General features: G+C 68.9%; 14 protein-coding genes. 6 read left to right on the top strand and 8 right to left on the bottom strand.

What is annotated here, in order from left to right; all coding sequences use genetic code 11:
• Positions 1 to 97 precede the first annotated feature (97 nt).
• Positions 98 to 1,873, bottom strand: coding sequence for an ABC transporter family substrate-binding protein (locus tag B7K22_RS07795; protein WP_084039367.1), 1,776 nt, complete (start codon positions 1,871 to 1,873; stop codon positions 98 to 100).
• Between the two features lie 288 nt (positions 1,874 to 2,161).
• On the opposite strand from B7K22_RS07795, the gene B7K22_RS07790 reads away from it, so the two are divergent.
• Positions 2,162 to 3,478: a DNA recombination protein RmuC gene (locus B7K22_RS07790; protein WP_084039366.1), complete on the top strand. Its 1,317-nt coding sequence runs from the start codon at positions 2,162 to 2,164 to the stop codon at positions 3,476 to 3,478.
• Between the two features lie 130 nt (positions 3,479 to 3,608).
• Here B7K22_RS07790 and B7K22_RS07785 read toward each other — a convergent pair whose 3' ends face one another.
• Positions 3,609 to 4,592, bottom strand: coding sequence for a 4-hydroxy-3-methylbut-2-enyl diphosphate reductase (locus B7K22_RS07785; protein ID WP_234983351.1), 984 nt, complete (start codon positions 4,590 to 4,592; stop codon positions 3,609 to 3,611).
• A 31-nt stretch (positions 4,593 to 4,623) separates the two neighbouring features.
• On the opposite strand from B7K22_RS07785, the gene xseA reads away from it, so the two are divergent.
• A complete protein-coding gene (xseA, locus tag B7K22_RS07780) occupies positions 4,624 to 5,907 on the top strand; it encodes an exodeoxyribonuclease VII large subunit (protein ID WP_234983350.1) in 1,284 nt (427 codons plus the stop codon).
• Positions 5,908 to 6,067: 160 nt separating this feature from the next.
• Here xseA and B7K22_RS07775 read toward each other — a convergent pair whose 3' ends face one another.
• Positions 6,068 to 6,508, bottom strand: coding sequence for a DUF2336 domain-containing protein (locus tag B7K22_RS07775; RefSeq protein WP_084039364.1), 441 nt, complete (start codon positions 6,506 to 6,508; stop codon positions 6,068 to 6,070).
• A gap of 92 nt (positions 6,509 to 6,600) precedes the next feature.
• Between B7K22_RS07775 and B7K22_RS07770 the strand changes: the two genes are divergently transcribed.
• Both B7K22_RS07770 and B7K22_RS07765 read left to right on the top strand, forming a co-directional pair.
• On the top strand, positions 6,601 to 6,864 hold the full coding sequence (locus B7K22_RS07770; protein ID WP_084039363.1) for an exodeoxyribonuclease VII small subunit: 264 nt from the start codon (positions 6,601 to 6,603) through the stop codon (positions 6,862 to 6,864).
• Positions 6,861 to 7,784, top strand: coding sequence for a carbohydrate kinase (locus B7K22_RS07765; protein ID WP_084039362.1), 924 nt, complete (start codon positions 6,861 to 6,863; stop codon positions 7,782 to 7,784). Before B7K22_RS07770 ends, B7K22_RS07765 begins: the two co-directional genes overlap by 4 nt.
• Before the next feature lie 43 nt (positions 7,785 to 7,827).
• Here B7K22_RS07765 and B7K22_RS07760 read toward each other — a convergent pair whose 3' ends face one another.
• Positions 7,828 to 8,178 (bottom strand): hypothetical protein, encoded by a 351-nt coding sequence (locus tag B7K22_RS07760; RefSeq protein WP_084039361.1) that lies wholly within the window; start codon positions 8,176 to 8,178, stop codon positions 7,828 to 7,830.
• Positions 8,179 to 8,291: 113 nt separating this feature from the next.
• Between B7K22_RS07760 and B7K22_RS07755 the strand changes: the two genes are divergently transcribed.
• Positions 8,292 to 9,710, top strand: a complete 1,419-nt coding sequence (locus B7K22_RS07755; RefSeq protein WP_084039360.1) for a class II fumarate hydratase — start codon at positions 8,292 to 8,294, stop codon at positions 9,708 to 9,710.
• Between the two features lie 58 nt (positions 9,711 to 9,768).
• Here B7K22_RS07755 and B7K22_RS07750 read toward each other — a convergent pair whose 3' ends face one another.
• Positions 9,769 to 18,906: a family 43 glycosylhydrolase gene (locus B7K22_RS07750; protein WP_084039359.1), complete on the bottom strand. Its 9,138-nt coding sequence runs from the start codon at positions 18,904 to 18,906 to the stop codon at positions 9,769 to 9,771.
• Between the two features lie 263 nt (positions 18,907 to 19,169).
• Between B7K22_RS07750 and B7K22_RS07745 the strand changes: the two genes are divergently transcribed.
• Positions 19,170 to 20,480, top strand: coding sequence for an NAD(P)/FAD-dependent oxidoreductase (locus B7K22_RS07745; RefSeq protein WP_084039358.1), 1,311 nt, complete (start codon positions 19,170 to 19,172; stop codon positions 20,478 to 20,480).
• Between the two features lies 1 nt (position 20,481).
• Here the strand turns inward: B7K22_RS07745 and B7K22_RS07740 are convergent, their stop codons facing one another.
• From B7K22_RS07740 to hemQ, 3 genes are all read right to left on the bottom strand, one after another.
• Positions 20,482 to 20,964, bottom strand: coding sequence for a hypothetical protein (locus B7K22_RS07740; RefSeq protein ID WP_144276297.1), 483 nt, complete (start codon positions 20,962 to 20,964; stop codon positions 20,482 to 20,484).
• A 147-nt stretch (positions 20,965 to 21,111) separates the two neighbouring features.
• Positions 21,112 to 22,320 (bottom strand): ferrochelatase, encoded by a 1,209-nt coding sequence (locus B7K22_RS07735; RefSeq protein WP_084039356.1) that lies wholly within the window; start codon positions 22,318 to 22,320, stop codon positions 21,112 to 21,114.
• On the bottom strand, positions 22,317 to 23,006 hold the full coding sequence (gene hemQ / locus B7K22_RS07730; protein WP_084039355.1) for a hydrogen peroxide-dependent heme synthase: 690 nt from the start codon (positions 23,004 to 23,006) through the stop codon (positions 22,317 to 22,319). Before hemQ ends, B7K22_RS07735 begins: the two co-directional genes overlap by 4 nt.
• Positions 23,007 to 23,161: the final 155 nt, after the last annotated feature.

Raw genomic sequence — 23,161 nt, 5'->3', positions numbered from 1 at the left:
GCTGGCGGTGGTCCGCAGCTGACCCACATGTGACCGGTGGGGTGGGGCCGTGAAGCCCCACCCCACCGGCAGGTGCTGTGCTACTAGGTCGTCAAGCCTAGCGGACCCACTCCTCAGCGTTCCACACGATGCCGGACTGCGACGGCGTCGGCACCACACCCTGGATGGTGGAGTCCCAGGCCGCGACACCGGGGTGCGCGAACAGCGGGATGCCGAACAGCGTGTCCCACAGGAGACCCTCGATGATGATGGTCTGCTCCTTCTGAACCTCGGGGTCGAGGGTCGACGTCAGAGCGTCCCAAGCAGCGTCCACGTCCTCGTTCACGTAGCCCGTGACGTTCTGGGCGCCATCGGAGGCGTAGATGTTCTGGCCGGAGGCGATCTGGCCGGAGCCGGACCACGCGTAGAGCGCGACGTCGAAGTCACCGGCGGTCAGGTCGACGCCGAAGAAGTCGGCGTTGCCGTTGTCGACGATCTCGAAGCCGGCCTGGTCGCAGGAGTCCTTGATCAGGGCGACGATGTCGGTACGACGGGGGTTCGGCGTGTTGTAGCCGATGCGCACCTGGACGGGCTCCGTCACGCCGGCCTCGGCGATCTTGGCGGCCGCGCCCTCGATGTCGACCTCGTCGTAGCGGCCGTCGTACGAGGCGGAGACGATCTCCTCGTAGTTCTCCTGGAACGGGAAGACCTCGCGAGCGTTCATGATGCCCGCCTCGGGGTTCATGGGCGCGATGAGGTTGTCCACGATCAGCTGGCGCGGCACGCACATGGCGAAGGCCTCACGCAGCTCCTGGCTCTCGGCGAGGGCAGCGCCCTCCTTGAAGTTGATGTCCAGGTGCTCCCAGATGAGGGTGTCGTAGGTGCCGACGGTGACGGCGTCTCCGATGGCCTCGAGCTGGGAGAGGGTGTCGACGGTCGCCTGAGGCTCGATGACGTTGAGGTCACCGTTCTGCAGCGCCTGCACGTGCGTGTCAGCAGCGGCGAAGCGGAAGGTCAGGTTGCCCGTGGCGGGAGGGGTGCCCCACCAGTTCTCGTTCGGGACGAGCGTGATCGACTGACCGGCCTCCCACGAACCGTAGGTGTACGGACCGGAGGACAGCGCGATGGAGGGGTCGGGCAGCTCTCCGGGGACCGGCGACAGCCAGCCGGTGTTCCAGAACTCGGCCACGGGGCGCAGGGCCTCGATGTCCTCAGCCGCGATCGCGGCGGCCATGTCCTCGAGCGACACGCCCGACTGCTCGGCCGCGACGTGCGCGGGAAGGTCGATGACCGTGGTGAGCAGGTAGTCAGGGAAGGGGTTGGTGTACTCGACCGTGAAGGTCTTGCCGCCGGGCTCGCCCTGCGGTCCGGCAGGCACGCGCTCGCCGTAGTCCAGGCCACCCACGTGGTTGAACAGCTGGACAGGGGTGCCGTCCTCGTTCTCGCCATCGGCGAACTTCTGGGCGGCCCAGGTCAGCAGGGCGTCGTCATACGTGATGGGGGTGCCATCCGACCACACGGCGTCCTCGGCGATGGTGTACTCGACGACCATGGGGTCTTCCGAGATGAGCTCGACGTTGCCGAACTCCTCGTTGATCTGGATCGCGGACTCCTCGTCGAAGTACGTGAAGGTCTCGCGCACGCGGTCGTTGACGACCGAGTTGTACGTCGAGTAGGTGTCCGGCGTCATGTTGTTGTAGCCGGCCCACTCGTCCTCACCGACGGAGATAAGAATGGTGTCGTCGTTCGGGCCGGCAGCGCTGCCGGTCGTGGCCTCTGCGGTGGGGGACTCGCTCGTCTCCTCGCCCTCAGGGTCAGACGTGCACGCCGCCAGCACGAGGGTGGCGGCGCTGAGGACGGCCACACCCCCGAGGATCTTCCTGTTGATCTTCACTTTTCCTCCTTGCGCCCGCTGCTTGTGCGAGCTGTGGGATGGCGCTGCCGCGGGGTTTCGCGACAACGACAGTGGTGCCGGCTGGTGCGCCGGACAGCCCGCACAGGATAAGTCGATCGTTGTTTCACGCATGTGACGAGAACCCTGTGAGACTGCGCATCGTGTCCGAATCGTGACAGAATGCGCGCGAAGTGTGACATTTGTCACACCGCGAACGGGAGCGCCCGCCGCTGGCCCCGACCGCGCGTGCTGCCGCGACGTGTCAGACCGTCGCGCCACCATGTCTGCATGACTGAAGCGATCATCGCCGTCCTCTCCGTCGTGCTAGGGCTGGGGCTCGGGCTCTGGCTCGGTTCGCGGTTCGGGTCGGGCCACGCCGAGCTCGCACGGGCGCGCTCGGAGCGCGCCGCGCTCGAGGATCGGCTGCGCCGTGAAGCCGATGCGGCAGCCGCACGCGAGGCTCGGCTCCAGTCCGAGCACGAGAGGTACGTGGCTCAGGTGCGTGGCGACCAGGACAGGCTCCTCGCCCAGTTCAAGGCGCTGAGCGCCGATGCGCTCGCGGCGAATCAGGAGACCTTCCTTCGCGTCGCCGGCGAGAGGTTCGCGCGCGCCCAGGCGACCGGCACGGAGGAGCTGGCGAGGCGCGAGCAGGCGATGCGTCAGCTGGTCGAGCCCATGCGCGAGGCGCTCGAGAAGGTGCAGCGGCAGACGACCGAGACGGACAAGGCCAGGGCCGCGGGCGAGGCGGCGATGGGCGAGCAGGTGCGGCAGATGATCGAGGCGTCGGCTCGGCTCGACCGCAAGACCACGGACTTCATCAACACGCTGCGGCGCTCGGATGTGCGCGGCAACTGGGGCGAGGTGCAGCTGCGGCGCGTGGTCGAGCTGGCGGGCATGGTCCAGCACGTCGACTTCGAGGAGCAGGAGTCCGTCCGTGACGCCGAGGGCCGCAACCTTCGGCCCGACATGACGGTGCGGCTCGCCGGCGGGCGCACCATCGTGGTGGACTCCAAGGTCGCTCTCGCTGCCCTGCTCGAGGCGTTCGAGACCGAGGACGAGTCGGTACGCGCCGAGCGGCTGCAGGCGCACGCCAAGCATGTGCGCAGACACGTCGACGACCTCGCCGGCAAGCGGTACTGGGATCAGTTCGCGTCCGCGCCCGAGTTCGTCGTGATGTTCGTGCCGTCGGAGGCTTTCTATCAGTCGGCGGTCGAGCAGGACCCGTACCTGCAGGAGTACGCGTTCGGCAAGCGGGTGGTCATCGCGACGCCCACCACGCTGGTCGCCATGCTGCGCACCGTCGCGCATGCGTGGAAGGAGGACGCGCTCGCTCAGAATGCGCAGCAGGTGCTCTCCACCGGCAAGGAGCTGTACGACAGGCTGGCGACCATGGGCGGGCATCTCGCGAAGGTGGGTCGCGCGATCGAGTCTGCAGGCAAGGCCTACAACGAGACGGTGGCGTCGCTCGAGTCGCGCGTGCTGGTCAGCGCCCGACGGTTCGGGGCGATGCAGCACATCGACGCTCCGATCGACGAGTCACGCCAGGTCGAGACGGACGTGCGCCAGCTCAGCGCACCTGAGCTCGCCGACGACCGCGCGACCTGAGCGCCGCCCGGCCCCGTCTCCGGGAGGCGCTCGCATTGCGTCACCATCTGGGCACGGACGTCCTCACAGGACGCGAGCCGCGCGCAGACCCGTCACTGGCGTCCTCATAGGGCGCTCAGGCGCCGGTTGGTCACGCGCGCAGCGCGCGCTCGGCCTCCTGGGCCTTCATGTCCGCCCTGATCTCACGCGGCAGCGAGAACATGAGGTCCTCGGTCGCGGTACGGACCTCCTCCACGGTCGCGTAGCCGCGATCCGCAAGGTCCGCGATGACGTCCTTCACGAGGATCTCGGGCACCGACGCGCCCGACGTGAGACCCACGGTCGTCACGTCATCGAACCACTCGTCGCGGATCTCCTTCGCGGTGTCGACGCGATACGACGTCCGGGCACCCGACTGCAGCGCGACCTCGACCAGCCGCACCGAGTTCGAGGAGTTCGCCGAGCCGACCACGATCACAAGGTCGCACTCGGGTGCGAGCTTCTTCACCGCCACCTGGCGGTTCTGAGTCGCGTAGCAGATGTCGTCGCTGGGCGGATCCTGAAGGTTGGGGAAGCGCTCGCGCAGGCGGCGCACCGTCTCCATGGTCTCGTCGACGGACAGCGTGGTCTGCGACAGCCACACCACGTTGTCGGGATCCGCGACCTCGATCGTGTCCGCCTCGTCGGGCGAGTTCACGACGATGGTGTGCTCGGGCGCCTCACCGGCCGTGCCCTCGACCTCCTCGTGACCGTCGTGACCGATCAGCAGGATCGTCTGCTCGGCCTTGGCGAACCGCACCGCCTCCTTGTGAACCTTGGTGACCAGCGGACAGGTCGCGTCGATCGACAGCAGGTTCCTCGCATCGGCGCTCTGCCGCACTGCGGGCGAGACGCCGTGGGCGGAGAACACCACGCGCGCGCCCTCGGGGACCTCGTCGGTCTCATTCACGAAGATCGCTCCGCGCTCGGACAGCGTCTCCACCACGTACTTGTTGTGGACGATCTCCTTGCGGACATAGATGGGCGAGCCGTGCATCTCGAGCGCCTTCTCGACGGCGATGACTGCGCGGTCGACTCCCGCGCAATAGCCGCGGGGCGCAGCGAGCAGCACGCGCTTGGCGGTGGTGTCAGGCATGATCTCCATCCTACGTGGCACGCTAGGTGGCGTGACTCACGGCATCTCCTCCCCCAACGTGCCGGACGGGCCGGATGCTTCCCGGCCACGCGGACTGCCCGCGACCGCCGCGGACACCACCGCGGAGGCGCCGTGGCCGGTGAGCCACCTCACCTCCAAGATCGGGGAGTACGTGCACCGCATGGGGCCGGTGTGGGTCGAGGGTCAGGTGCTGCGACCGTCTCGTTGGAAGTCGCTGGTGTTCTTCGACCTGCGGGACGCTGACGAGAACATGACGCTGGGCGTGTCCACGCAGGCGAGCGTTCTCGAGCGCATGGGGGCGGACCTCGATGACGGCTCTCGCGTGGTGGTCCACGCCCGCCCCCGGTGGTGGCCGCGAGGCGGCCAGCTCAAGCTCGACGCCTCGGACATCCGCCATGCGGGCGTGGGCGACCTGCTCGCGCGCATCGAGGCGCTCAAGGAGGCCCTCGCCGGCGAGGGGCTGTTCGACGCCGACCGCAAGCGACCGCTGCCGCTCATCCCGCGCACCGTCGGGCTGGTGTGCGCGACACAGGGTGACGCGGAGCACGACGTCGTGGTCAACGCCACGCAGCGATGGCCCTCCGTGCGTTTCGAGATCCGGCGCGTGTCCGTCCAGGGCAGGCATGCCGTGCGCGAGGTGACGGCGGCGATCCGCGAGCTCGACGCCGCATCCGACGTGGACGTCATCGTGGTCGCCCGCGGCGGCGGGTCGTTCGAGGACCTCATCGCCTTCTCCGACGAGTCCCTCGTCCGGGCTGCTGCGGCCTGCGAGACCCCGCTCGTGAGCGCGATCGGGCACGAGAAGGACTCCCCCATCCTCGACCTCGTCGCGGACTACCGGGCGAGCACGCCCACGGATGCCGGCAAGCGCATCGTCCCGGACGACCGGGCGGAACGAGCAGGACTGGAACAGGCGCGTGCCGACATTCGCGGCGCGGTCGCGCGTCAGCTCGATCGCGAGACGCACGGGCTCGAGCAGTTCCGAGGGCGACCCGTGCTGGCGCATCCTCACCGCATGCTCGATCCCCATGCGGAGCGACTCGCGCAGCTGCGCCAGCACAGCGGTCGCGCGCTCGTGGCCACGCTCACCGCCGCCGACGGAGCCTCCCGCGAGCTCGCGGCGAGCCTGCGCGCGCTCAGCCCGCAGGGGACGCTCGACCGCGGCTACGCCATCGCGCGCGATGCGCAGGGCACGATCGTGCGCGACGTGTCCGTGGTCGACCCCGGGCAGCGGCTGCGGGTACGCGTCGCGCGCGGCGAGATCGACGCGGAGGTCGCAGGCAAGGCCGGCTGACTGGCGCGGCGGCCGTCGGCCTGCTCACGCCTGCGCACGATGGAAGACGGGTCTCGCGGCCGTCCAGCGCGAGCCCCGCGTCCGCGGGGGACGCTGGGGCTCGAGCGCGGCACCCCTCAGTGAGGCCGCGAGACCCGCCCTCGGCTCAGTGGCTCATGAGTCAGCGGCTCGTCGCGAATCCCAGGCGGCCCAGCAGCTTCGCGCTGCCGCCCTTGGACGCGAGACGAGCACGCGCAGCGGCGGCGTACTCCTTGTGCACCTGTCGAGCGAGCTTGGCGATCACCGAGTCGGGCACCTGCGGATTCTCGATGAGCGCGAACACCACCTCGGGCGACTTGTCGCCCGCGAGCTGACGGTGCAGGTCCTCCGGGATGTCAGCACGTGGATTGCGCGCGACCCCCGCCCTGACCACGGGCGAGACATCCTCGGCGAGCTTGAGCAGGGTCGTCAACGGCATGCCTGGCCTCTCGGCGACCGCGGCGCGCACCTTGGCCTCCTCGGAGCGCGCCAGCGCGTAGAGCTCGTTGTCGGTCAGGTTGTGATCGAGCGCCCTCTGGACGCTGGCCAGCGCGGTCTGGCGCGAGTAGTTCTCACTGAACATCGGTCATCACTCCGTTGTGAATCGGTGTACCCGTGGCTTGTACACGATGAGAGTGCCCGAGGTCACTGCCATGACGCGATAGCGTGTGGCATATGTCTCAAGACGACGTGGACTCCCTGTCCTACGAGCAGGCACGCGACGAGCTCATCGGGATCGTGGCCAAGCTCGAGGCCGGCGCGGCCACGCTCGACGAGTCCCTGGGACTGTGGGAGCGCGGCGAGGCGCTCGCCGCGCGCTGCCAGCACCTTCTCGACGGCGCTCGCGACCGGATCACGCAGGCGCGGGGGGACGACGCTGACGCCGGCGTCGTCGTCGTCGCCACGCAGCCCGATCCCGCCGCCGAGGACGACGCGTGAGCGAGACGGCGCTGATCATCGGCGAAGCGCTGGTCGACGTGGTGCGCCGCACGGATGGCTCCACCGACGCCCACCCCGGCGGCTCTCCGGCGAACGTCGCAATCGGCTTGGGGCGGCTGGGCCGCTCGGTCGAGCTGCTGACCTGGCTCGGCGCCGATGCGCACGGCACGCAGGTGCGCGAGCACGTCGAGTCCTCAGGGGTGCGCCTCGTGGCGGGCTCGCAGACCGCGGCGCAGACGCCCGTGGCGACGGCGACACTCGATGGCTCCGGTGCCGCCGCCTACGACTTCGACCTCACGTGGGAGGTGCCAGCGAACGCGGCACCCACCCCCGAGCCTGTGGTCGTGCACACCGGTTCCATCGCCGCGGTGCTCGAGCCAGGGAGCGCCGACGTGATGCGGCTGCTGTCGGACGCACGGTCCACGTCGACCATCACCTACGACCCGAATGCCAGGCCCGCCCTCATGGGGGACGCTGCCAGCGCCTTGGCTCGGATCGAGAGCGTGATCGCCCTGGCGGACGTGGTGAAGGTGTCGGACGAGGACATCGCGTGGCTGACCGACGGCGAGAACGTCGATGCGGTCGCCCACCAGTGGGCCGCTCGCGGACCCGCCTTCGTCGTGCTCACGCGCGGCAGCGACGGCGCCACGGCCTTCGTCGCGGACGGGCGCGAGGTGACGATCGATGCGCCCAGCGTCGACGTCGCGGACACCGTGGGCGCCGGCGACTCGTTCATGGGCGGCCTGGTGGACGGGCTGTGGACGGCCGGTCTGCTCGGTGCCCATCGCCGCTCCGCCCTGCGCGCGATCGACGATGCGACCTTGGTCGCGGTCCTCGAGCGCTGCGCCCGCATCGCGGCCGTCACGGTGTCACGGCCAGGGGCGAATCCTCCGAGCAGCGCGGAGCTGGGCGAGGCCTGACGTCACCGACCGGTGACGGCCCCACTGCGTCGCGCTTCCGCGTTCACACGAGCGCGAGAGCTCCCGGCGCGAGCAGCGCGGAGGGCACCGCGGGGTTCGCGCGCAGCGCGTCGCGCACCGTGCGATCGGAGTCTGCCGCGAGGCGGCGCACCGTGCTCACCGACGTGACGACAGCCGCATTGCCGGCAACGGCGGCTCGGACCGCCGTGTGGTCGTCGGTCGACAAGTGGATCAGCACCCCGATGGGCGTCTCATGCGCCGCCGCGAGTGTCGCGCGCACCAGGGCGTTGCGGGAGCCGGCAAGCTGCACGGCGCGCTCATGCGACGGGTGCGCCAGCACCTCGCGCAGATCCCTGCGCGTCTGCGGCGTCCACGGCTTGCGCGGCTCGTGCATCGGCGCCTCCCTCTCGTGATGGACGTCCTGTCAGCAGATGAGAGGGCCGCGCCTGACCACGATGACGCGACTTCCGTGAAGTCTCGCCCATGAGGCCCTGACACAATGGCGCCATGAGCCAGCAGAGCGACGACGCCGCCGAGTACCGCATCGAGCACGACACCATGGGAGAGGTCCGCGTGCCCGCGCACGCCCTCTACCGCGCCCAGACGCAGCGCGCCGTCGAGAACTTCCCGATCTCCGGCACCGCGCTCGAGCGCCGCCACATCGAGGCGCTCGCCCGCGTGAAGAAGGCCGCGGCACGCGCGAACGCCGAGCTCGGCGTTCTCGACCAGGCGATCGCCGATGCGGTGGTCGCCGCCGCGGACGAGGTCGCCTCGGGTGCGCACGACGAGCACTTCCCTGTCGACATCTTCCAGACCGGCTCGGGCACCAGCTCGAACATGAACACCAACGAGGTCATCGCCACCCTGGCGACCCGATCGCTCGGCTCCGAGGTGCACCCGAACGACCACGTCAACTGCTCGCAGTCGAGCAACGACGTGTTCCCGACCTCGGTGCACGTCGCCGCCACGTCGACGCTGGTGAACGACCTGATCCCCGCGCTCGACCGGCTGGCCTCCTCGCTCGAGGCCAAGGCGTCCGAGTTCGCCGAGGTCTACAAGTCCGGCCGCACGCACCTGATGGACGCCACGCCGGTGACGCTCGGTCAGGAGTTCAGCGGCTACGCGGCCGCCGTTCGCTACGGCATCGAGCGGCTCGAGGCCGCGCTGCCTCGCGTCGCGGAGGTCCCGCTGGGCGGCACCGCCGTGGGGACGGGCATCAACACCCCTGCGGGCTTCCCCCAGCGCGTGATCGAGCTGCTCGCCGAGGACACCGGCCTGCCGATCACGGAGGCGCGCGACCACTTCGAGGCGCAGTCGGCGCGCGATGGCCTGGTCGAGGTCTCGGGGGCACTCCGCACCATCGCCGTGTCGCTCACCAAGATCTGCAACGACCTGCGCTGGATGGGCTCAGGCCCCAACACGGGGCTCGGCGAGATCGCCCTGCCCGACCTCCAGCCCGGATCGTCGATCATGCCGGGCAAGGTCAACCCTGTGGTGCCCGAGGCCGTGCTGATGGTGTGCGCCCGCGTGGTCGGGAACGACGCCACCGTCGCGTGGGCCGGGGCGTCAGGAGCATTCGAGCTGAACGTCCAGATCCCGGTCATGGCACTCGGCGTCCTCGAGTCCATGCGCCTCCTCGGCAACGCCTCCCGCGTCCTTTCCGAGCGCACCGTCGACGGGATCACCGCGAACATCGACCGTGCCCGGTTCCTCGCGGAGGCCTCGCCGTCGATCGTGACGCCGCTCAACCGCGTGATCGGCTACGAGAATGCCGCGAAGATCGCGAAGCACGCGGTCAAGCAGAGCCTCACGGTCCGCGAGGCGACGCTCGACCTGGGCTTCGTCGAGCGCGGGGAGATCACCGTCGAGGAGCTCGACCGCCTGCTCGACGTCACCACCATGGTGGGCGAGCGCCGACCCTCCTGACAGTCGCGACGAGCCCCGGCGCCGTGGGTGGGGCCGGGGCTCGTCCGTGTGCTCGTTCCTAGCTGATCTGCTCGTGGAACCGCTCGAGGAACGCGGCCATCGCGTCACGGGTAGTGGGCTGGAACGGCCGGTACTCGTAGCCGCCGTCCACCTCCCAGCCGAACGAGATGCCCTCGTGGTTCATCCACACGATCGCGTCGTAGAACTCGGTGTTCGCGGGCGTGATGTCCTCGAACGGCGAGCTCACCGGCAGGGTGAACGTGGGCTCGTCCGCGTAGCGGTACAGGAACGCCGCCATCGCATCGCGGGTGATGGGCTCCAACGGACGGAACTCGTACTCTCCGTCGACCTCCCAACCCTCGGAGATCTCTTCCTGAGCCATCCACACGATCGCGTCGTAGAACTCGGTGTTGCCCTCGTTCACGTCCACGAACGGCGAAGGACCGGAGGTGTCCACGTCCGGCGAACCGGCATAGCGGTACAGGAACGCCGCCATCGCATCACGCGTGATGTCTTCGAACGGTCGGAACTCCCTACCGTTGTCGGTCTGCCATCCCTTCGAGATGCCACGCTCCGCCAGCCACATGATCGACGCGTAGTGCTCCAGCGACTGATCCACATCCGTGAACTCCGGCTGCTGCGTCTCCTCGGCCACCGTCACCGCGAAGGTGGTGGTGATCGAGGTGTCCTCGTCATAGGTGACCGTCACAGTCACGTCACCAGCAGTCGACGAATCGAAGCCGGACACCGTGTACTCGTCCTCGGACAGGACCGTCGTGGCACTGTCGGTCCACGTTGCCGTGACCTCCAGACCCGCCAGATCCAGGCCCTCACCCACCATGTAGTCCGTCGTGGTCGGCAGCCGCGTGACCTCGATCGACTCCACCGTGGCAGGCTCCTCGGCCACCGTCACCGCGAAGGTGGTGGTGATCGAGGTGTCCTCGTCGTACGTGACCGTCACAGTCACGTCACCAGCAGTCGACGAATCGAAGCCGGACACCGTGTACTCGTCCTCGGACAGGACCGTCGTGGCGTTGTCGGTCCACGTCGCCGTGACCTCCAAGCCATCCAGGTCCAGCTCGTCGCCGACCATGTACTCGGTCTTGGTCAGCGGCTGAGTCACCGCGATCGACTCCACCGAGGGATCGTCGGTCTCGATCTCCTGCGGGTCGACGGATCCGAGAGTCGGCGTGACCTTCTCGATCAGACCCGTAGTCTCGTTGAACGTGAGCCGGTCGATGGTGGTCTCCCGGTTGGTGCCGTTGCCGCCCGGGATGGCGAAGCGGTGGTACGCGATGTACCAGTCGTCCGTGCCCGGCACGTTGAGGATCGAGTTGTGACCAGTGCCGAGGATGCCCAACGACGCGTCCTTCTCGAGGATCACTCCGCGGTAGGTCCACGGACCCTCAGGGGAGTCCGAGGTCGCATAGCCCACCCGGTAGTTCTCGCTGCCGGTGTCGTCGATCGAGTAGGTCAGGTGGTAGATCCCGTCGCGGTAGACCATGAACGAGCCCTCGCGGTACCCGGTCAGGCCCGCCATGCCCTGGATGGTGCCCGGCTCGAGCGACACCATGTCGTCCGCGAGCTCGGCCATCACGGGCGATCCGTTGCCCCAGTAGAGGTAGTACGTGCCCGAGACGGGATCCTTGAACGCGTGCGGGTCGATCGCCTGGCCTGAGGTGACGGCCTCGTTGTTGAGGATCATCGCCTCCGGCTGCGCCACGAACGGCCCCTCAGGGTGGTCCGCCACGGCGACGCCGATGGTCTTTCGGTTCAGCTCGGCGTTGTGACCTGAGAAGTAGAAGTAGTACTTCCCGTCCCGCTCGATCGCGGTGGGCGCCCACGCGTTGCCGGTGGCCCACGGCACGTCGCCGTCCTCCCCATCGAGGGTCAAGAAAGGCTCCTCCGCGCGCTCCCAGTCGACGAGGTTCTTCGACGACCAGGTGTAGAACTCGTTGCCGCCCCAGCCGGGGTAGCCGTCCGAGGTCGCGTAGATGTAGTACGTGTCGCCGAACGCGATGATGTTCGGGTCCGCGTACAGGCCCGGCAGCACCGGCGACCGCATCTCGACTGCCTCCATGGTCCATGTCGCATCGGAGTCACCACCGAGCTGGTAGGTGACCTCCGAGCTGAGGTCCACGACACTGCCGGAGGCCGGGTCGGAGGTGACTCCGTCGACCGTGGAGAACACGGGGGCCAGCTGGGTCAGATCGGTCCCCGGCTCGACGGGGAACACGACCGTGCGCTCGGTCTGGTTCACGATCGGGTCGACCTTGAGCACGGACTCGTCCTCGAGGCTGATGCCGAGCAGCACGTCGGTTTGGCCGGAGCCCGCGAGGACCTCCTCCGGGCTCAGCGCCCGGTTGTAGAGCGCGAACTCGCGGAACTGACCGCGGAACAGCCCGTCGGCATCGTAGTTGGAGCGACCCAGGTGGTTGGCGGTGGTGAAGCCGGCCCCGATGTCACCAGGGTTGGCCGTCACCGTGCCCGTGGCCACCTCGACACCGTTCAGGTACAGGGTCGCGGTGTCGCCGTCGAGCGTGTAGACCATCGTCACCCACTCGCCTCGCGGCAAGGCGGACGACGCCCGGACGGTCTGCTCCGTGGACCAGTTGCCTGTGGCGAGGCTGGAGCGGTACTGGGCGTTGCCCGTGGTGAAGAGGTAGCCGTTGCCCACTCCCGAACCGTCGGTGTTGCCCAGCCCGTAGATGAAGTAGTTGCCGCTCAGCGCCGGGTCCAGGTAGACCTCCGCCTCGATGGTGATGTCCTCGACCCCCGCCAAGATGTTGTCAGGCAGGTCGACGTAGTCGTCGCCCGTGAAGGCCAGCGCTCCATCCACAGGCGACGCGCCCCCCTGAATGATGCCGTCGTAGCCGTTGCCCGTCACGTCGGTCAGCGTGGTGCCGTCGTACGACTCGAAGTCATAGCGCAGCACCTGCCCGTCCTCGTCTGCCTTCACCGGGTCCGCCGTCACGATCTCGGCACGCAGGGTCTCGAGCTCCGCGGCGGTCACCGGGAAGACGGTGCCGTGACGCGGGCTGGCCGGCAGGTCGTAGTCGGACGCCACCTGCCAGTCCGGGTTCGCGATGTCGTCCGTCTGCAGCGGGATGTAGCCACGGCCGCCGTACTCGTCGACGAACAGGTAGTAGTGGTCGCCGTTCACGTCGCCCGGGTTGGACTTGACGATCGACGGACCCTCGACCGCACCGGTCCCGGCGTTGTCGCCGATGCAGCCGGTCACGAACTCCCACTCGTCGAGGGGTGCCCGCAGGTCATCCGAGTACTCCTGGATGATGTCGGAGCAACCGGTGGTGCCGGCACCCTCGTCCTTGGTGAAGCGGTGATAGACACCGTCCTCCTCCAGCACCGTGGAGTCGATGCGGGACAGCCCCGTCTGCCAGCCCTGCGGCTCCGAGAAGTTCACGAAGTCGCGAGTGGTGGAGTAGAGCATCTCGTTGGGGACGCTCACGCTGCGGTCATTGTCCGGGTAGAGCTTCGAGGCCCAGAACACCACGTACGCGCCGATCGACTCGTCGTAGTAGGCCTCCGGTGCCCACAGGTTGCCGGCGTTGTCCGGCGCGACCTTCACGTGCCGCTGCTCGGACCAGTTCACCAGGTCGTCGGACTCCCACACCTCGAGATACTGCGAGCCGTTCGTCTGCGCGGCACCCCAGTCTCCGTTGCGACCGATCGACAGGTCGGTGGCGATCATGTAGAAGGTGTCGCCCTCGGGAGAGCGGATGATGAACGGGTCGCGCAGCCCACGGGTGCCGTACTCGGACTCGAGCATCGGCTCGCCGCCGTTGAGCTCGTCCCAGTGCAGCGCGTCGTTGCCGTCGGACGCCGCGAAGTAGATCTTCTCGCCGTCGATCGAGTTCCCGGTGAAGTACGAGAAGCCATAGCCCTCGAACGGCGCCAGCTCGATCGCCGCGCGCACCTGAGCGTCGAACTCGCGGGTGGCTGTCGCCTCGCCCACGGTCACCGTCGCGGTGAGGGTCACCGCGGCGTCCGCCTCGGGACGCGAGACCACACCGTCCGTGCCCACGATCGCCTCGTCCGCGCTGGACCACACCACGTCCTGACCGAACGAGGAGTCCGGGAGGAACAGGTTGCCGCGCACATCGTCGATGTTCACGATCTCCAGAGCGCCCACCGCCGCATCGGCGATCGACTGGTCGTCGGCCTGCGCCCGCACGTCGACGGAAAGGGCCTTGGTCACCGTCTCGTCGCCGCGCGTGAGCGTGGCGGTGAGCACCACCGAGGCGTCGCCCTCGGCCACCGAGGGCCGCGTGACCACACCATCGTCGGTGATGACCGAGGGGTCGGACGAGGACCAGGTGATGGCGCTGCCGTTGACGCCTGCCTGCGGCAGGTCGATGTCGTCGGTGACCGCGGTCGCGCCGTCGATGGCCAGCCACCGACGATCGCGCTGCACTCGCAGCGCATCCGAGGGGTCGAGCGCCTCGACCGCGCCGGCATCCAACGCCCGGTCGTAGATGCGGAAGTTTCTCACCGTGCCAGCGAGGCGGTTGTCGGCCGCGTAGTTCGACCAGCCGATGAGGTTGCGAGTCGTCACGCCGTCGCCGATGTCGCTGGGCGACAACGTGATGGACTCGGAGCGCTCGACCTCGACGCCGTCGAGGTACAGCACGCCGGTGTCCGTGGCCCCATCGAGCGTGTAGGTCAGCGTCTTCCAGACGCCGCGCTCAAGGTTCGCGCCCGAGTTGACGTTCTGCTCGCCCTGCCAGTTCGTGTCCGAGATGGTGGCTCGGTACGGATTGCCGGTCGAGAACAGGTAGCCGTCGCCAGAGCTGGAGGTGGCGGGATTGCCCAGGCCCCAGATGAAGTAGGGCGTTGCCTGGCCCGAGCGCACCAGCACCTCCGTGCTGACCGTGATCGAGTCGAGGCCGTCCATCACGTCATCGGGAAGCTGGATGTAGTCGTCGATGCCGTCCAGACGAGCGCCGGCGTCTCCCTGCAGTTCAGGCCCGCCCACGTAGGTGGCGTCGAGACCGTTGCCCGAGGTATCCGCGGCGACGGTCCCCTCGGTCTCGTCGAGAGGCCAGTGGCCCACGAGGCCTTCCTCGGGCTGCACGGTCACGCTGATCGTGACGTCCGCGAGCGCGGGGTCGAGCTCCTCGGCGGGGGTCATGTCGAGGATCGGCATGCCCAGCTTGTCGAAGTGCACCAGCCTGGCGTGAGCGTTGCGGCGCGGGTCGAACAGGCCCCCATTGGTGGCCGTGCCGGACGGGACGTCGGTGTCGTCGTAGGAGCGTGCGTGGTACACGAGGACCGGGTTGCCGAGCTCGTCCACGGTGAACGAGTTGTGGCCCATGCCGTACATCCCGGGGACGTCGCCCGTGCCGAGGTACGGATACTGGGCCTTGTGCCATGACGCGGGGTCCAGCAGGTCGGCGTCCTCATCGGCCCACAGGAACGAGATGTTGTACGACGTGTTGACCGCTGAGGAGGAGAACGCGATGAAGATCCGTCCGTCGTGCTTCAGCACGGCCGGGCCCTCGTTCACCGGGGTGCCGGACTCGCTCTCGATCTCCCACGCGTGTTCGGGCGAGGTGATCTCGATCGACTCGCTCGTGAGCTCGAGCGGATTATCGGCGTCCACCGACGCCATCCGGAGCGTGGACAGCGCGAACTTGTCGGCCCACACCATGTAGTCGGTGCCGTCGTGCTCGAAGTGGGTCATGTCGAGCGCGAAGTTGCCGCTGAAGGCGATCGAGTCGCCGGCCGCTGGTTCGGTGTAGCCCACGGTCTCCCAGTTCTCGGCCTGGAGCGGGCCCTCGCCCGCGAGCTCGCCGCCCGTGTACTTCAGCATCGCCGGCTGCTTGTCCCACACGCTGGTGTTGCGCGAGGTCGTGAACAGGATGTACCAGTCGTCGCCGATCTTCGCGAGCTCGGGGGCCCACACGTACTCGTTGTAGCCCGGGTGGTCGTCCTCGAGCCAGATGGTGGTCTCCTCGGACTCTGCAGCGTCGAGGCCCTCGAGGGTCTCCGCCCGACGGAGGACCACACGGTCATAGCCGTCCGGGTCCGAGGCGTTGAACATCGGGTACGAGCCGGTCAGGTAGTACAGGCCGTCGTCCCCCACGGTCACGTCGGGGTCCGCACGCTTCCAGGCGAGCGGCTCGAGCGCGGTCGTGGACAGCGGAGCCTGGACGGTGCCGGTGATCTCGTAGGTGCCGGGTATATCGAAGTCGATGCCCTCGGTGTCCCACTCGACGGCCATGCGAGACGTGTCGCCGCTGGAGTAGTGGACCGTGGTGCTGTCGGGCAGCTCGACGCCCTCGCTGCGGTTGACGTCGAGCGGGTCGAAGCCGTCCACGCTGACCGAGTGCACGCGCTCGAGGGACAGGGCAATGGCGAGGTGGTCGAACTGCGCCTGCGTGATCCCGATGGCGTCGGTGGTGAGCGCACCCTCGGGGAACGTGCCGCTCACGAACGATGCGGCCTGGTCCGCCTCCACCGGCTCGGAGAAGCTCGAGAAGTCCGGGGTGGTGACCTCGTAGTCGGTGCCGCCGGCGGTGTAGAGCAGGCGGTACGCGCCGATCGCGTTGTCGAACTCGACGGCCACTCGGGTCACTCCTGAGGTGCCGGGCGCGAACGTCACACGGCGCTGGTTCGCGTAGGTCACCAGGTCGTCGGTCTCGTACACGTAGGCGTCGTTCGCGCTGGTCCCAGGAATGGTCGCCAGCAGTCCGTACCCGCCGTCCGGCAGATGGAATGCCGTGGGGGAGGCGATCTCGCGATTGACGTCGGTGTTCACGTCCGCCGCCGAGGGGAACAGCACGCCTTTGTTGTCGTTCAGGGCCTGGAACGCCGCACCGTCCTCGGACAGCGCCAGGTGGACGCTTGCGGTGTCGTCGTCGTTCTGCGGGGTGCGGATATACGTGCCCAGGTAGCCCGCGACCTCGGGCAGCACCGTCACGTCGAACGCGCGCTCGACGCTCACCGCGTCGCGCGTGAACGTCGCGGTGAGCGTCGCATCCTGCGCGCTCGCACCGCGGGTCACGATGCCCTCGTCCGTCACCGCCGCGTCATCGGAGGTCTCCCACGTGACGGCGATGGCCTCGCCCCACGAGTCGGCCAGCGTGATGTCGTCCCACAGCACGGACACGCCCAGGTCGTACTGCGCGACCGCGTAATCCAGATCCGCCTCCGGGTTGTCCGCGATGACAGTGACCTCGTAGGCGCGCTCGTAGGTGCGGCCGTAGAACTCGAAGGTGGCCGTCAACGCGATCGTGGCATTCGCATCGGCCGGTCGCGTGACGGCGCCGTCCGTGGAGATCACGGCCTCGTCGGAGGACGCCCAGGTGACGGTCGAGCCCGACGCACCTGTTAAGGGCAGGTCGACGTCCTCGGTCACGGACGTGCCGTCCAACATGATCGCGTCCGCATCCGCCTCGAGAGCGACGTCGATCGCGTCGTCGCCGGCGCTGGTCCAGTACTCCTGGGACACCTGCTGCTCGGTGAACGCGGCCTCGTAGACCGCGACGTCGCGGAAGTCGCCCGCGAAGAACTTGTCGGGGTAGGACGAGCGCCCCAGGTAGGCGACCAGATCCGCGCCGAACTGCGAGACCGTGCGGGTCACCGGAACGGTGCCCACGAGCTCGCCGTCGAGGTATCCGGAGACCGAGGTGGGCGTGATGACCGTCGTCATGTGCATCCACTCGTCGACCGGCGTGACGGGGCCTTGCACGCGCGTCGCGCTGGTGCCGGTCGTGACGCCGGCCTCCGTGGTCCACGGCTGCGAGGAGGGATTGCCGTTGGTGATGACGGTCTTGAAGCGACCCTCGGGGTTCTTGGGGTTGAGGAGCCAGTACTGCAGCGGGGTGCTCGCGGCCTTGCCGAAGAACATCGCGGCGTAGTTGCCGGAGCCGGTGCGGTTGCGCAGCCAGGTGGAGATCGTGAGGGTGTTCTTGCCCTCGAACGCCTCGGCAGGCACGGAGACGTGGCCCGCTCCCGAGCCACCCGCGCCGCCGGGGAGCGTCAGCACGCCGGCCTCGGCGTCGACCGTCGCTCCGGTGCCGGCGACCGTGCCGTCGAAGCCGTTGCCGGAGATGTCGTCGATGGTGCCGTCGTCGATGGGGTCCGTGAAGTCGTAGCGCAGCACCAGGGTGGAGTCGAGGTCGCCGGTGACCGTCACGGTGAACTCGCGCTGGGCGGTCTGCCCGGCGAGCTCGAGGTCCGCCGTCAGGGTGACGGCGGTGTCGGCGCCGGGCACCTGGACGGTGCCGTCCGTCGCGATGACGCCCTCGTCCGAGCTCGACCATACGATTTCGGAGCCGTTGACGCCCGCAGTGGGCAGCACCAGGTCGGATGCCGTGGTCGCGGGGAGCGACAGCGCGGCGGCGTCCTCGTCCACCCCCGCCTGGCTGATCGCGTCGTCGCCCAGCTCCTCGTAGTACTGCGACGCGGCCTGCTGATCCGTGAGGGCCGCGGTGAAGACCTTGAGGTCGCCCATCGCGCCCTCCCAGTGGGGATCGCCGTAACCCGAGTACGGCGAGGTGCCGATGCGGGCTATCAGCTCCGTGCCGAGGTCGCCGATGCCGCGCGAGGTCGGCACGGTGCCGATCTTGTCGCCGTCGAGGTACCCGGTGATCGAGGTGGAGGTGATGACGGTGGTGTACAGCGCGAAGTCGGAGCCGGTGACGGGCCCCGCGATCCCGCGCGACGCAGTCGTGGGAGAGATGCCGGACTCGGTGTTCCACGGCGCGCCTGCGTCCAGGCCGTCGGTGATGACGGACTTGAAGCGGCCAGCCGGGTTCGAGGGGTTGAGCAGCCAGTACTGGGACGGCGGCAGCTCCTCGCTACCCACGTAGAGGGCGGCGTAGTTGCCGTCCGGGACGTCGTTGCGCAGCCACGTGCTGATCGTGAGGGCGTCCTGCCCCTCGAACACCTCGGCGGGGAGGTCGACCGTCGCCTCGCCGCTGAGGACCAGCGCGCCGTCCTCCACCGTGGCCCCGGAGCCCTGCACCGTGCCGTGGTGTCCCCCTCCGGAGACGTCGACGACAGCGCCGTCCACGATCCCATCGGCGAAGTCATAGTGCAGGACCAGGTCGCCCGCGGCGTCGTCGAGCGGGGAAGCCGCCGCGACGGTGCCTGCCGCGCTCGCCACGAGGACGGCGATCAGGGAAGCGCTGAGGGGACGTGCGGTGCGATTGCGAACGCCATCGTTCATGAGGTGACTCACTCCATCGTGATTGTCGGCCGCGGCACGGCCTCGTGCGATGCCGAGAACGTTAGCGTTCACATCTAGTCCAGGTCAACGCTGAGGCGATCCCCTCAGCATCGAAATCGTTCTCGAATCCTTCGGGCGCGAGATGATCGAGAACCCGCGCTGTCGCGATGGCTCGCCACCGACCACCGCGGCAGCGCCGCATCACCACCTCTCGCGGAACAGTGTCGGCCGCCGTTCGGTTGCACTGTCCAGGAGGCTCTTCCATGACAACTCGCGTGCTCATCCTCGGCGGCGGATACGTAGGCCTGTACACCGCCCTCGAGCTCAAGAAGAGGGCCGGCAGGCACGTCGACGTCACCATCGTCGACCGCCGGCCCTACATGACCTACCAGCCCTTCCTGCCCGAGGCGGCCGCAGGCTCGATCGAGCCACGCCACTCCGTGGTGCCGCTGCGGCGAGAGATGAAAGGGTCCCGGGTGATCCAGGGACGGGTCGCGGCGATTCGCCACGATCAGAGACAGGTGGACGTCACGAGCGACTACGGCGACGAGCGCACCCTCGAGTACGACGAGCTGGTGGTCGCACTCGGGTCGGTGTCCCGCACGCTGCCCATCCCGGGGCTCAAGGAGTTCGCGATCGGCTTCAAGTACGTCGAGGAGGCCATCAACCTGCGCAACCGTGTTCTGGGCCGACTCGCTCGAGCCGCGTCGACCGACGATCCTGACCTGCGCCGCCGCCTGCTTACGTTCGTGTTCGTGGGTGGTGGGTTCGCAGGCGTCGAGGCCTTCGCGGAGACCGAGGACATGGCGCGGGCGGCATTGCGCTATCACCCCGAGCTGTCGGCGAAGGATCTGCGGTTCGTCATGGTCGAGATGATGCCCAGGATCCTGCCCGAGATGGGCGAGGAGATGGGCGAGTACACCCTGAAGGAGCTGCGCGATCGCGGCATGGAGGTCTACCTCGAGACCAAGCTCGAGTCATGCGTCGATGGGCACGTCGAGCTGTCCAATGGCGAGGCGTTCGAGGCGGACACGGTGGTGTGGACAGCGGGCGTCAAGCCATCGCCGATCCTCGGCTCCTCCGATCTCCCCCTCGGCCCCAAGGGTCACGTCATCTGCGCGCCGACCCTGCAGGTGACCGACGAGGACGGCACCGTCGTGGAGGGCGCGTGGGCCGCAGGCGACTGCGCCCAGGTGCCCGACCTCACCAAGGAGCAGCCCGCCTACTGCGCGCCGAGCGCCCAGCACGCGGTGCGCCAGGCGCGTCACCTCGGCGCCAACCTGGCGGACCACTTGAGGGGCCGAGAGCTCACGGACTACAAGCACAAGCACCTGGGCCTCGTCGCGTCGCTCGGCCTCAACAAGGGCGTCGCGGACGTCATGGGCGTGAAGCTGCGCGGCTGGCCCGCGTGGTTCATGCACCGGACCTATCACATGAGCCAGATCCCGACCTTCAACCGCAAGGCGCGGGTGGTGCTGGACTGGACGACCGCCCTGTTCTTCCGCCGTGACCTCGTGTCGATGGGTCGGATCCATGAGCCGCGACGGGCCTTCACCGAGGCGGCGGACAGTTAGGTCAGGCGGCGGCGCTCACCGAGGCCAGGAGGCTCTCGGCCTCACAGGTCGCGTACGCGGCGATGGCGGCGTCATCGAGCTCGTCGTCCGCGAGCGCGTCCGACTCCATGCGCACCACCGAAACGGCGAGCAGCGCGTCGAAGCGCACCTGCACGCTGATCTTCTGCTGACCCCTGCGGGACGTGCGCAGCGCCGCGACGGCACGCTGGGCCCCGAGCCCCGTCGAGAACCATCGCACCTGGCCGGTGGCGAGGACTGGCCCGCGCGCGTCGGCCCCGTCGAAGTGGATGTCGTCGACGCACGGAGCGTGCCCGGACTCGGTCGGCCAGTCGGCGATGACCTGACGGAACGCGTGCGTGCACAGGGAAGCCTCTGGAAAATCGCCCACGATGACGGTCGCGCCATTGTCCGTGTCGAGCGAGACCGTGAGGTGCGGCACGGCCCCGGCGAGGGCGGCGACGTGGGTGAGCGTCGAGACGGGCATGGCCATGTGATCCTCCAGGGTGCGGCTGCGAGGCGACCTCGCAGTGCCCACGCTAGCCACCCGACCCGACTTAAGCAATACCCGTGTGACGTAAATCGACGGGCGCGCGCATCGGCGCCGGCGGCCGACGCCCCCTCGAGGAGGGGCTCAGCCGGCCGATGCGACGGTCGGCTTCGCAGCGCGGCCGAGGCAGCAGTCGGCCGGGCACACGTCCTGCCACGGCCCGAGGTCCGTCAGCGCCTCGCGCGGCCGCGGCGCGTCGTCGGCCGCGCCCACATGGCGCTCCTCGACCAGGTCGATGAGCCCCGACACGAACGCGGGATCGATCCCCACCGTCGGCACGCGCACCATCGGCAGTCCGCGCTCCTCGCACGTCTCGAGGGCCTCGTTGTCGAGGTCCCACGCGACCTCCATGTGATCCGAGACGAACCCGATGGGCGAGATCACGAGTCCGGTCACGGACTCGTCGAGCGCCTCGATCGCGAGGTTGATGTCGGGCTCGAGCCACGGCACGGACGGATCGCCCGAGCGCGACTGGTAGACCAGCGTCCAGGGCACGTCGGGGAACTCGCCCGCGACGCGATCCATGACCAGCGCGGACACGGCCCGCTGCTGCTCGGCGTACCAGCCGCCGCCCGCGTACCAGGCCTCGCCCCCTCCGGTGGGCACCGGGGTGCCGTCCGGGCGCGCCTCACGAGGTCCGGACACATCGGCCGCCGCCGAGGGGATCGAGTGGGTCGCGAACATGACGTGCGGGCTCTCGCCGTTGCCGTCTGCGACCAGCTGCCGCAGGCCCTCGAGCACCGCGTTCACGTTGGGCTCGACGAACCCGGGGTGGTCGAAGTACTGACGCACCTTGTCGAGCACGATCTCCCCGTCGAGCCCGGTCCGCTCGAGCGCCGCCGCGAGGTCTTCCCGGTAGGCCCGGCACCCCGAGTAGGAGGAGAAGGCGGTGGTGACGAGCACCAGCACGCGGCGGTGGCCGTCCGCGTGGAGCTCGCGCAGCGCGTCGTCGAAGTAGGGCGCCCAGAAGCGGTTGCCCCAGTAGACCGGCAGGCCGAGGCCGCGCGAGGCGATCTCCGCCTCGAGCGCGGCCTTGAGGTCGCGGTTCTGCTGATTGATGGGGCTCACGCCGCCAAAGTGGCGGTAGTGGTGCGAGACCTCCTCGAGGCGCTCATCCGGCACTCCTCGACCAGCCGTGACGTTGCGCAGGTAGGGGATGACGTCGTCCTGACCCTCGGGCCCGCCGAAGCCAGCCAGCAGGATGCAGTCGTACGTCGCTGGCGCCTTCGTGCGGGCCGATGCGGCGAGCGGCGGCAGCTCGGTCGTCACCTGGGCGGGGGTGGGCTCGGTCATGACGCGAGCACCTCCACGGCCTCGGCCGTCTCGACTCGGCGCCCGGTGTAGAACGGGACCTCCTCGCGCACATGACGCCGCGCCTCGGTGTAGCGCAGGTCGCGCATCATGTCGACCAGATCCGTGACCTCGTCGGCCTCCATGGGCAGCAGCCACTCGTAGTCGCCCAAGGCGAACGCCGCGACAGTATTCGCGATCACGCCCTTGAACTTCGAGCCCTTGATGCCGTGCTCGCGCAGCATCTGGCCGCGCTCCTCGTCGCTCAGCAGGTACCACTCGTAGCTGCGCACGAAGGGGTAGACGGTCAGCCAGTCCCGAGGGCGCTCGCCCCGCAGGAAGCCCGGCACGTGGGCCTTGTTGAACTCTGCTGGGCGGTGAACGCCTGCGGCGGACCAGGTGAGCGTGGTGTCGGCCAGCAACTCGGTCGCGTGCAGCTCGCGCAGCGCCAGCTGCAGGTCGGCGAGGTCGGGGCCATGCAGCCACAGCATGACGGTGCCGTCGGCGCGCAGGCCGGACACGTCGTAGATGCCGCGCAGGACCACGTCGTGCTCGGCGAGCTCCTCGACCGCCTGGTCGAAGTGCTCGACGATGTCAGGAAGGTCCTCGTCCGGGGCGTCGAGCAGGCCGTCGAGGACGGAGAAGAGGGTGAAGCCGTGGGGCTGATCGTCAGCGGTCGCATCGGTCATGGCTCCATTGTCCGTGGTCGGGCTCGCGGATGCGAATCCCGGTGGCGCCGCAAGCGCCGATGCGCCGGCCGACGACCCACCCACCCCAGTCCGACACTTCCGAACCATCTCGCCATGGCACGCCGCGGCGGACACCCCTGCGCGTCCGAATCGCC

Source organism: Demequina sp. NBRC 110053 (genome assembly GCF_002090095.1).
Lineage (GTDB): Bacteria > Actinomycetota > Actinomycetes > Actinomycetales > Demequinaceae > Demequina.
This window is presented reverse-complemented; position numbering and strand designations above follow the sequence as displayed.

What these genes read in the sequence shown, in the direction of transcription:
- B7K22_RS07790 (WP_084039366.1), top strand. Translation starts at nt 2,162, where the DNA reads ATGACTGAAGCGATCATCGCCGTCCTCTCCGTCGTGCTAGGGCTGGGG.
- B7K22_RS07785 (WP_234983351.1), bottom strand. Translation starts at nt 4,592, where the DNA reads ATGCCTGACACCACCGCCAAGCGCGTGCTGCTCGCTGCGCCCCGCGGC.
- B7K22_RS07775 (WP_084039364.1), bottom strand. Translation starts at nt 6,508, where the DNA reads ATGTTCAGTGAGAACTACTCGCGCCAGACCGCGCTGGCCAGCGTCCAG.
- B7K22_RS07770 (WP_084039363.1), top strand. Translation starts at nt 6,601, where the DNA reads ATGTCTCAAGACGACGTGGACTCCCTGTCCTACGAGCAGGCACGCGAC.
- B7K22_RS07760 (WP_084039361.1), bottom strand. Translation starts at nt 8,178, where the DNA reads ATGCACGAGCCGCGCAAGCCGTGGACGCCGCAGACGCGCAGGGATCTG.
- B7K22_RS07755 (WP_084039360.1), top strand. Translation starts at nt 8,292, where the DNA reads ATGAGCCAGCAGAGCGACGACGCCGCCGAGTACCGCATCGAGCACGAC.
- B7K22_RS07750 (WP_084039359.1), bottom strand. Translation starts at nt 18,906, where the DNA reads ATGAACGATGGCGTTCGCAATCGCACCGCACGTCCCCTCAGCGCTTCC.
- B7K22_RS07745 (WP_084039358.1), top strand. Translation starts at nt 19,170, where the DNA reads ATGACAACTCGCGTGCTCATCCTCGGCGGCGGATACGTAGGCCTGTAC.
- B7K22_RS07740 (WP_144276297.1), bottom strand. Translation starts at nt 20,964, where the DNA reads ATGCCCGTCTCGACGCTCACCCACGTCGCCGCCCTCGCCGGGGCCGTG.
- B7K22_RS07735 (WP_084039356.1), bottom strand. Translation starts at nt 22,320, where the DNA reads ATGACCGAGCCCACCCCCGCCCAGGTGACGACCGAGCTGCCGCCGCTC.
- hemQ (WP_084039355.1), bottom strand. Translation starts at nt 23,006, where the DNA reads ATGACCGATGCGACCGCTGACGATCAGCCCCACGGCTTCACCCTCTTC.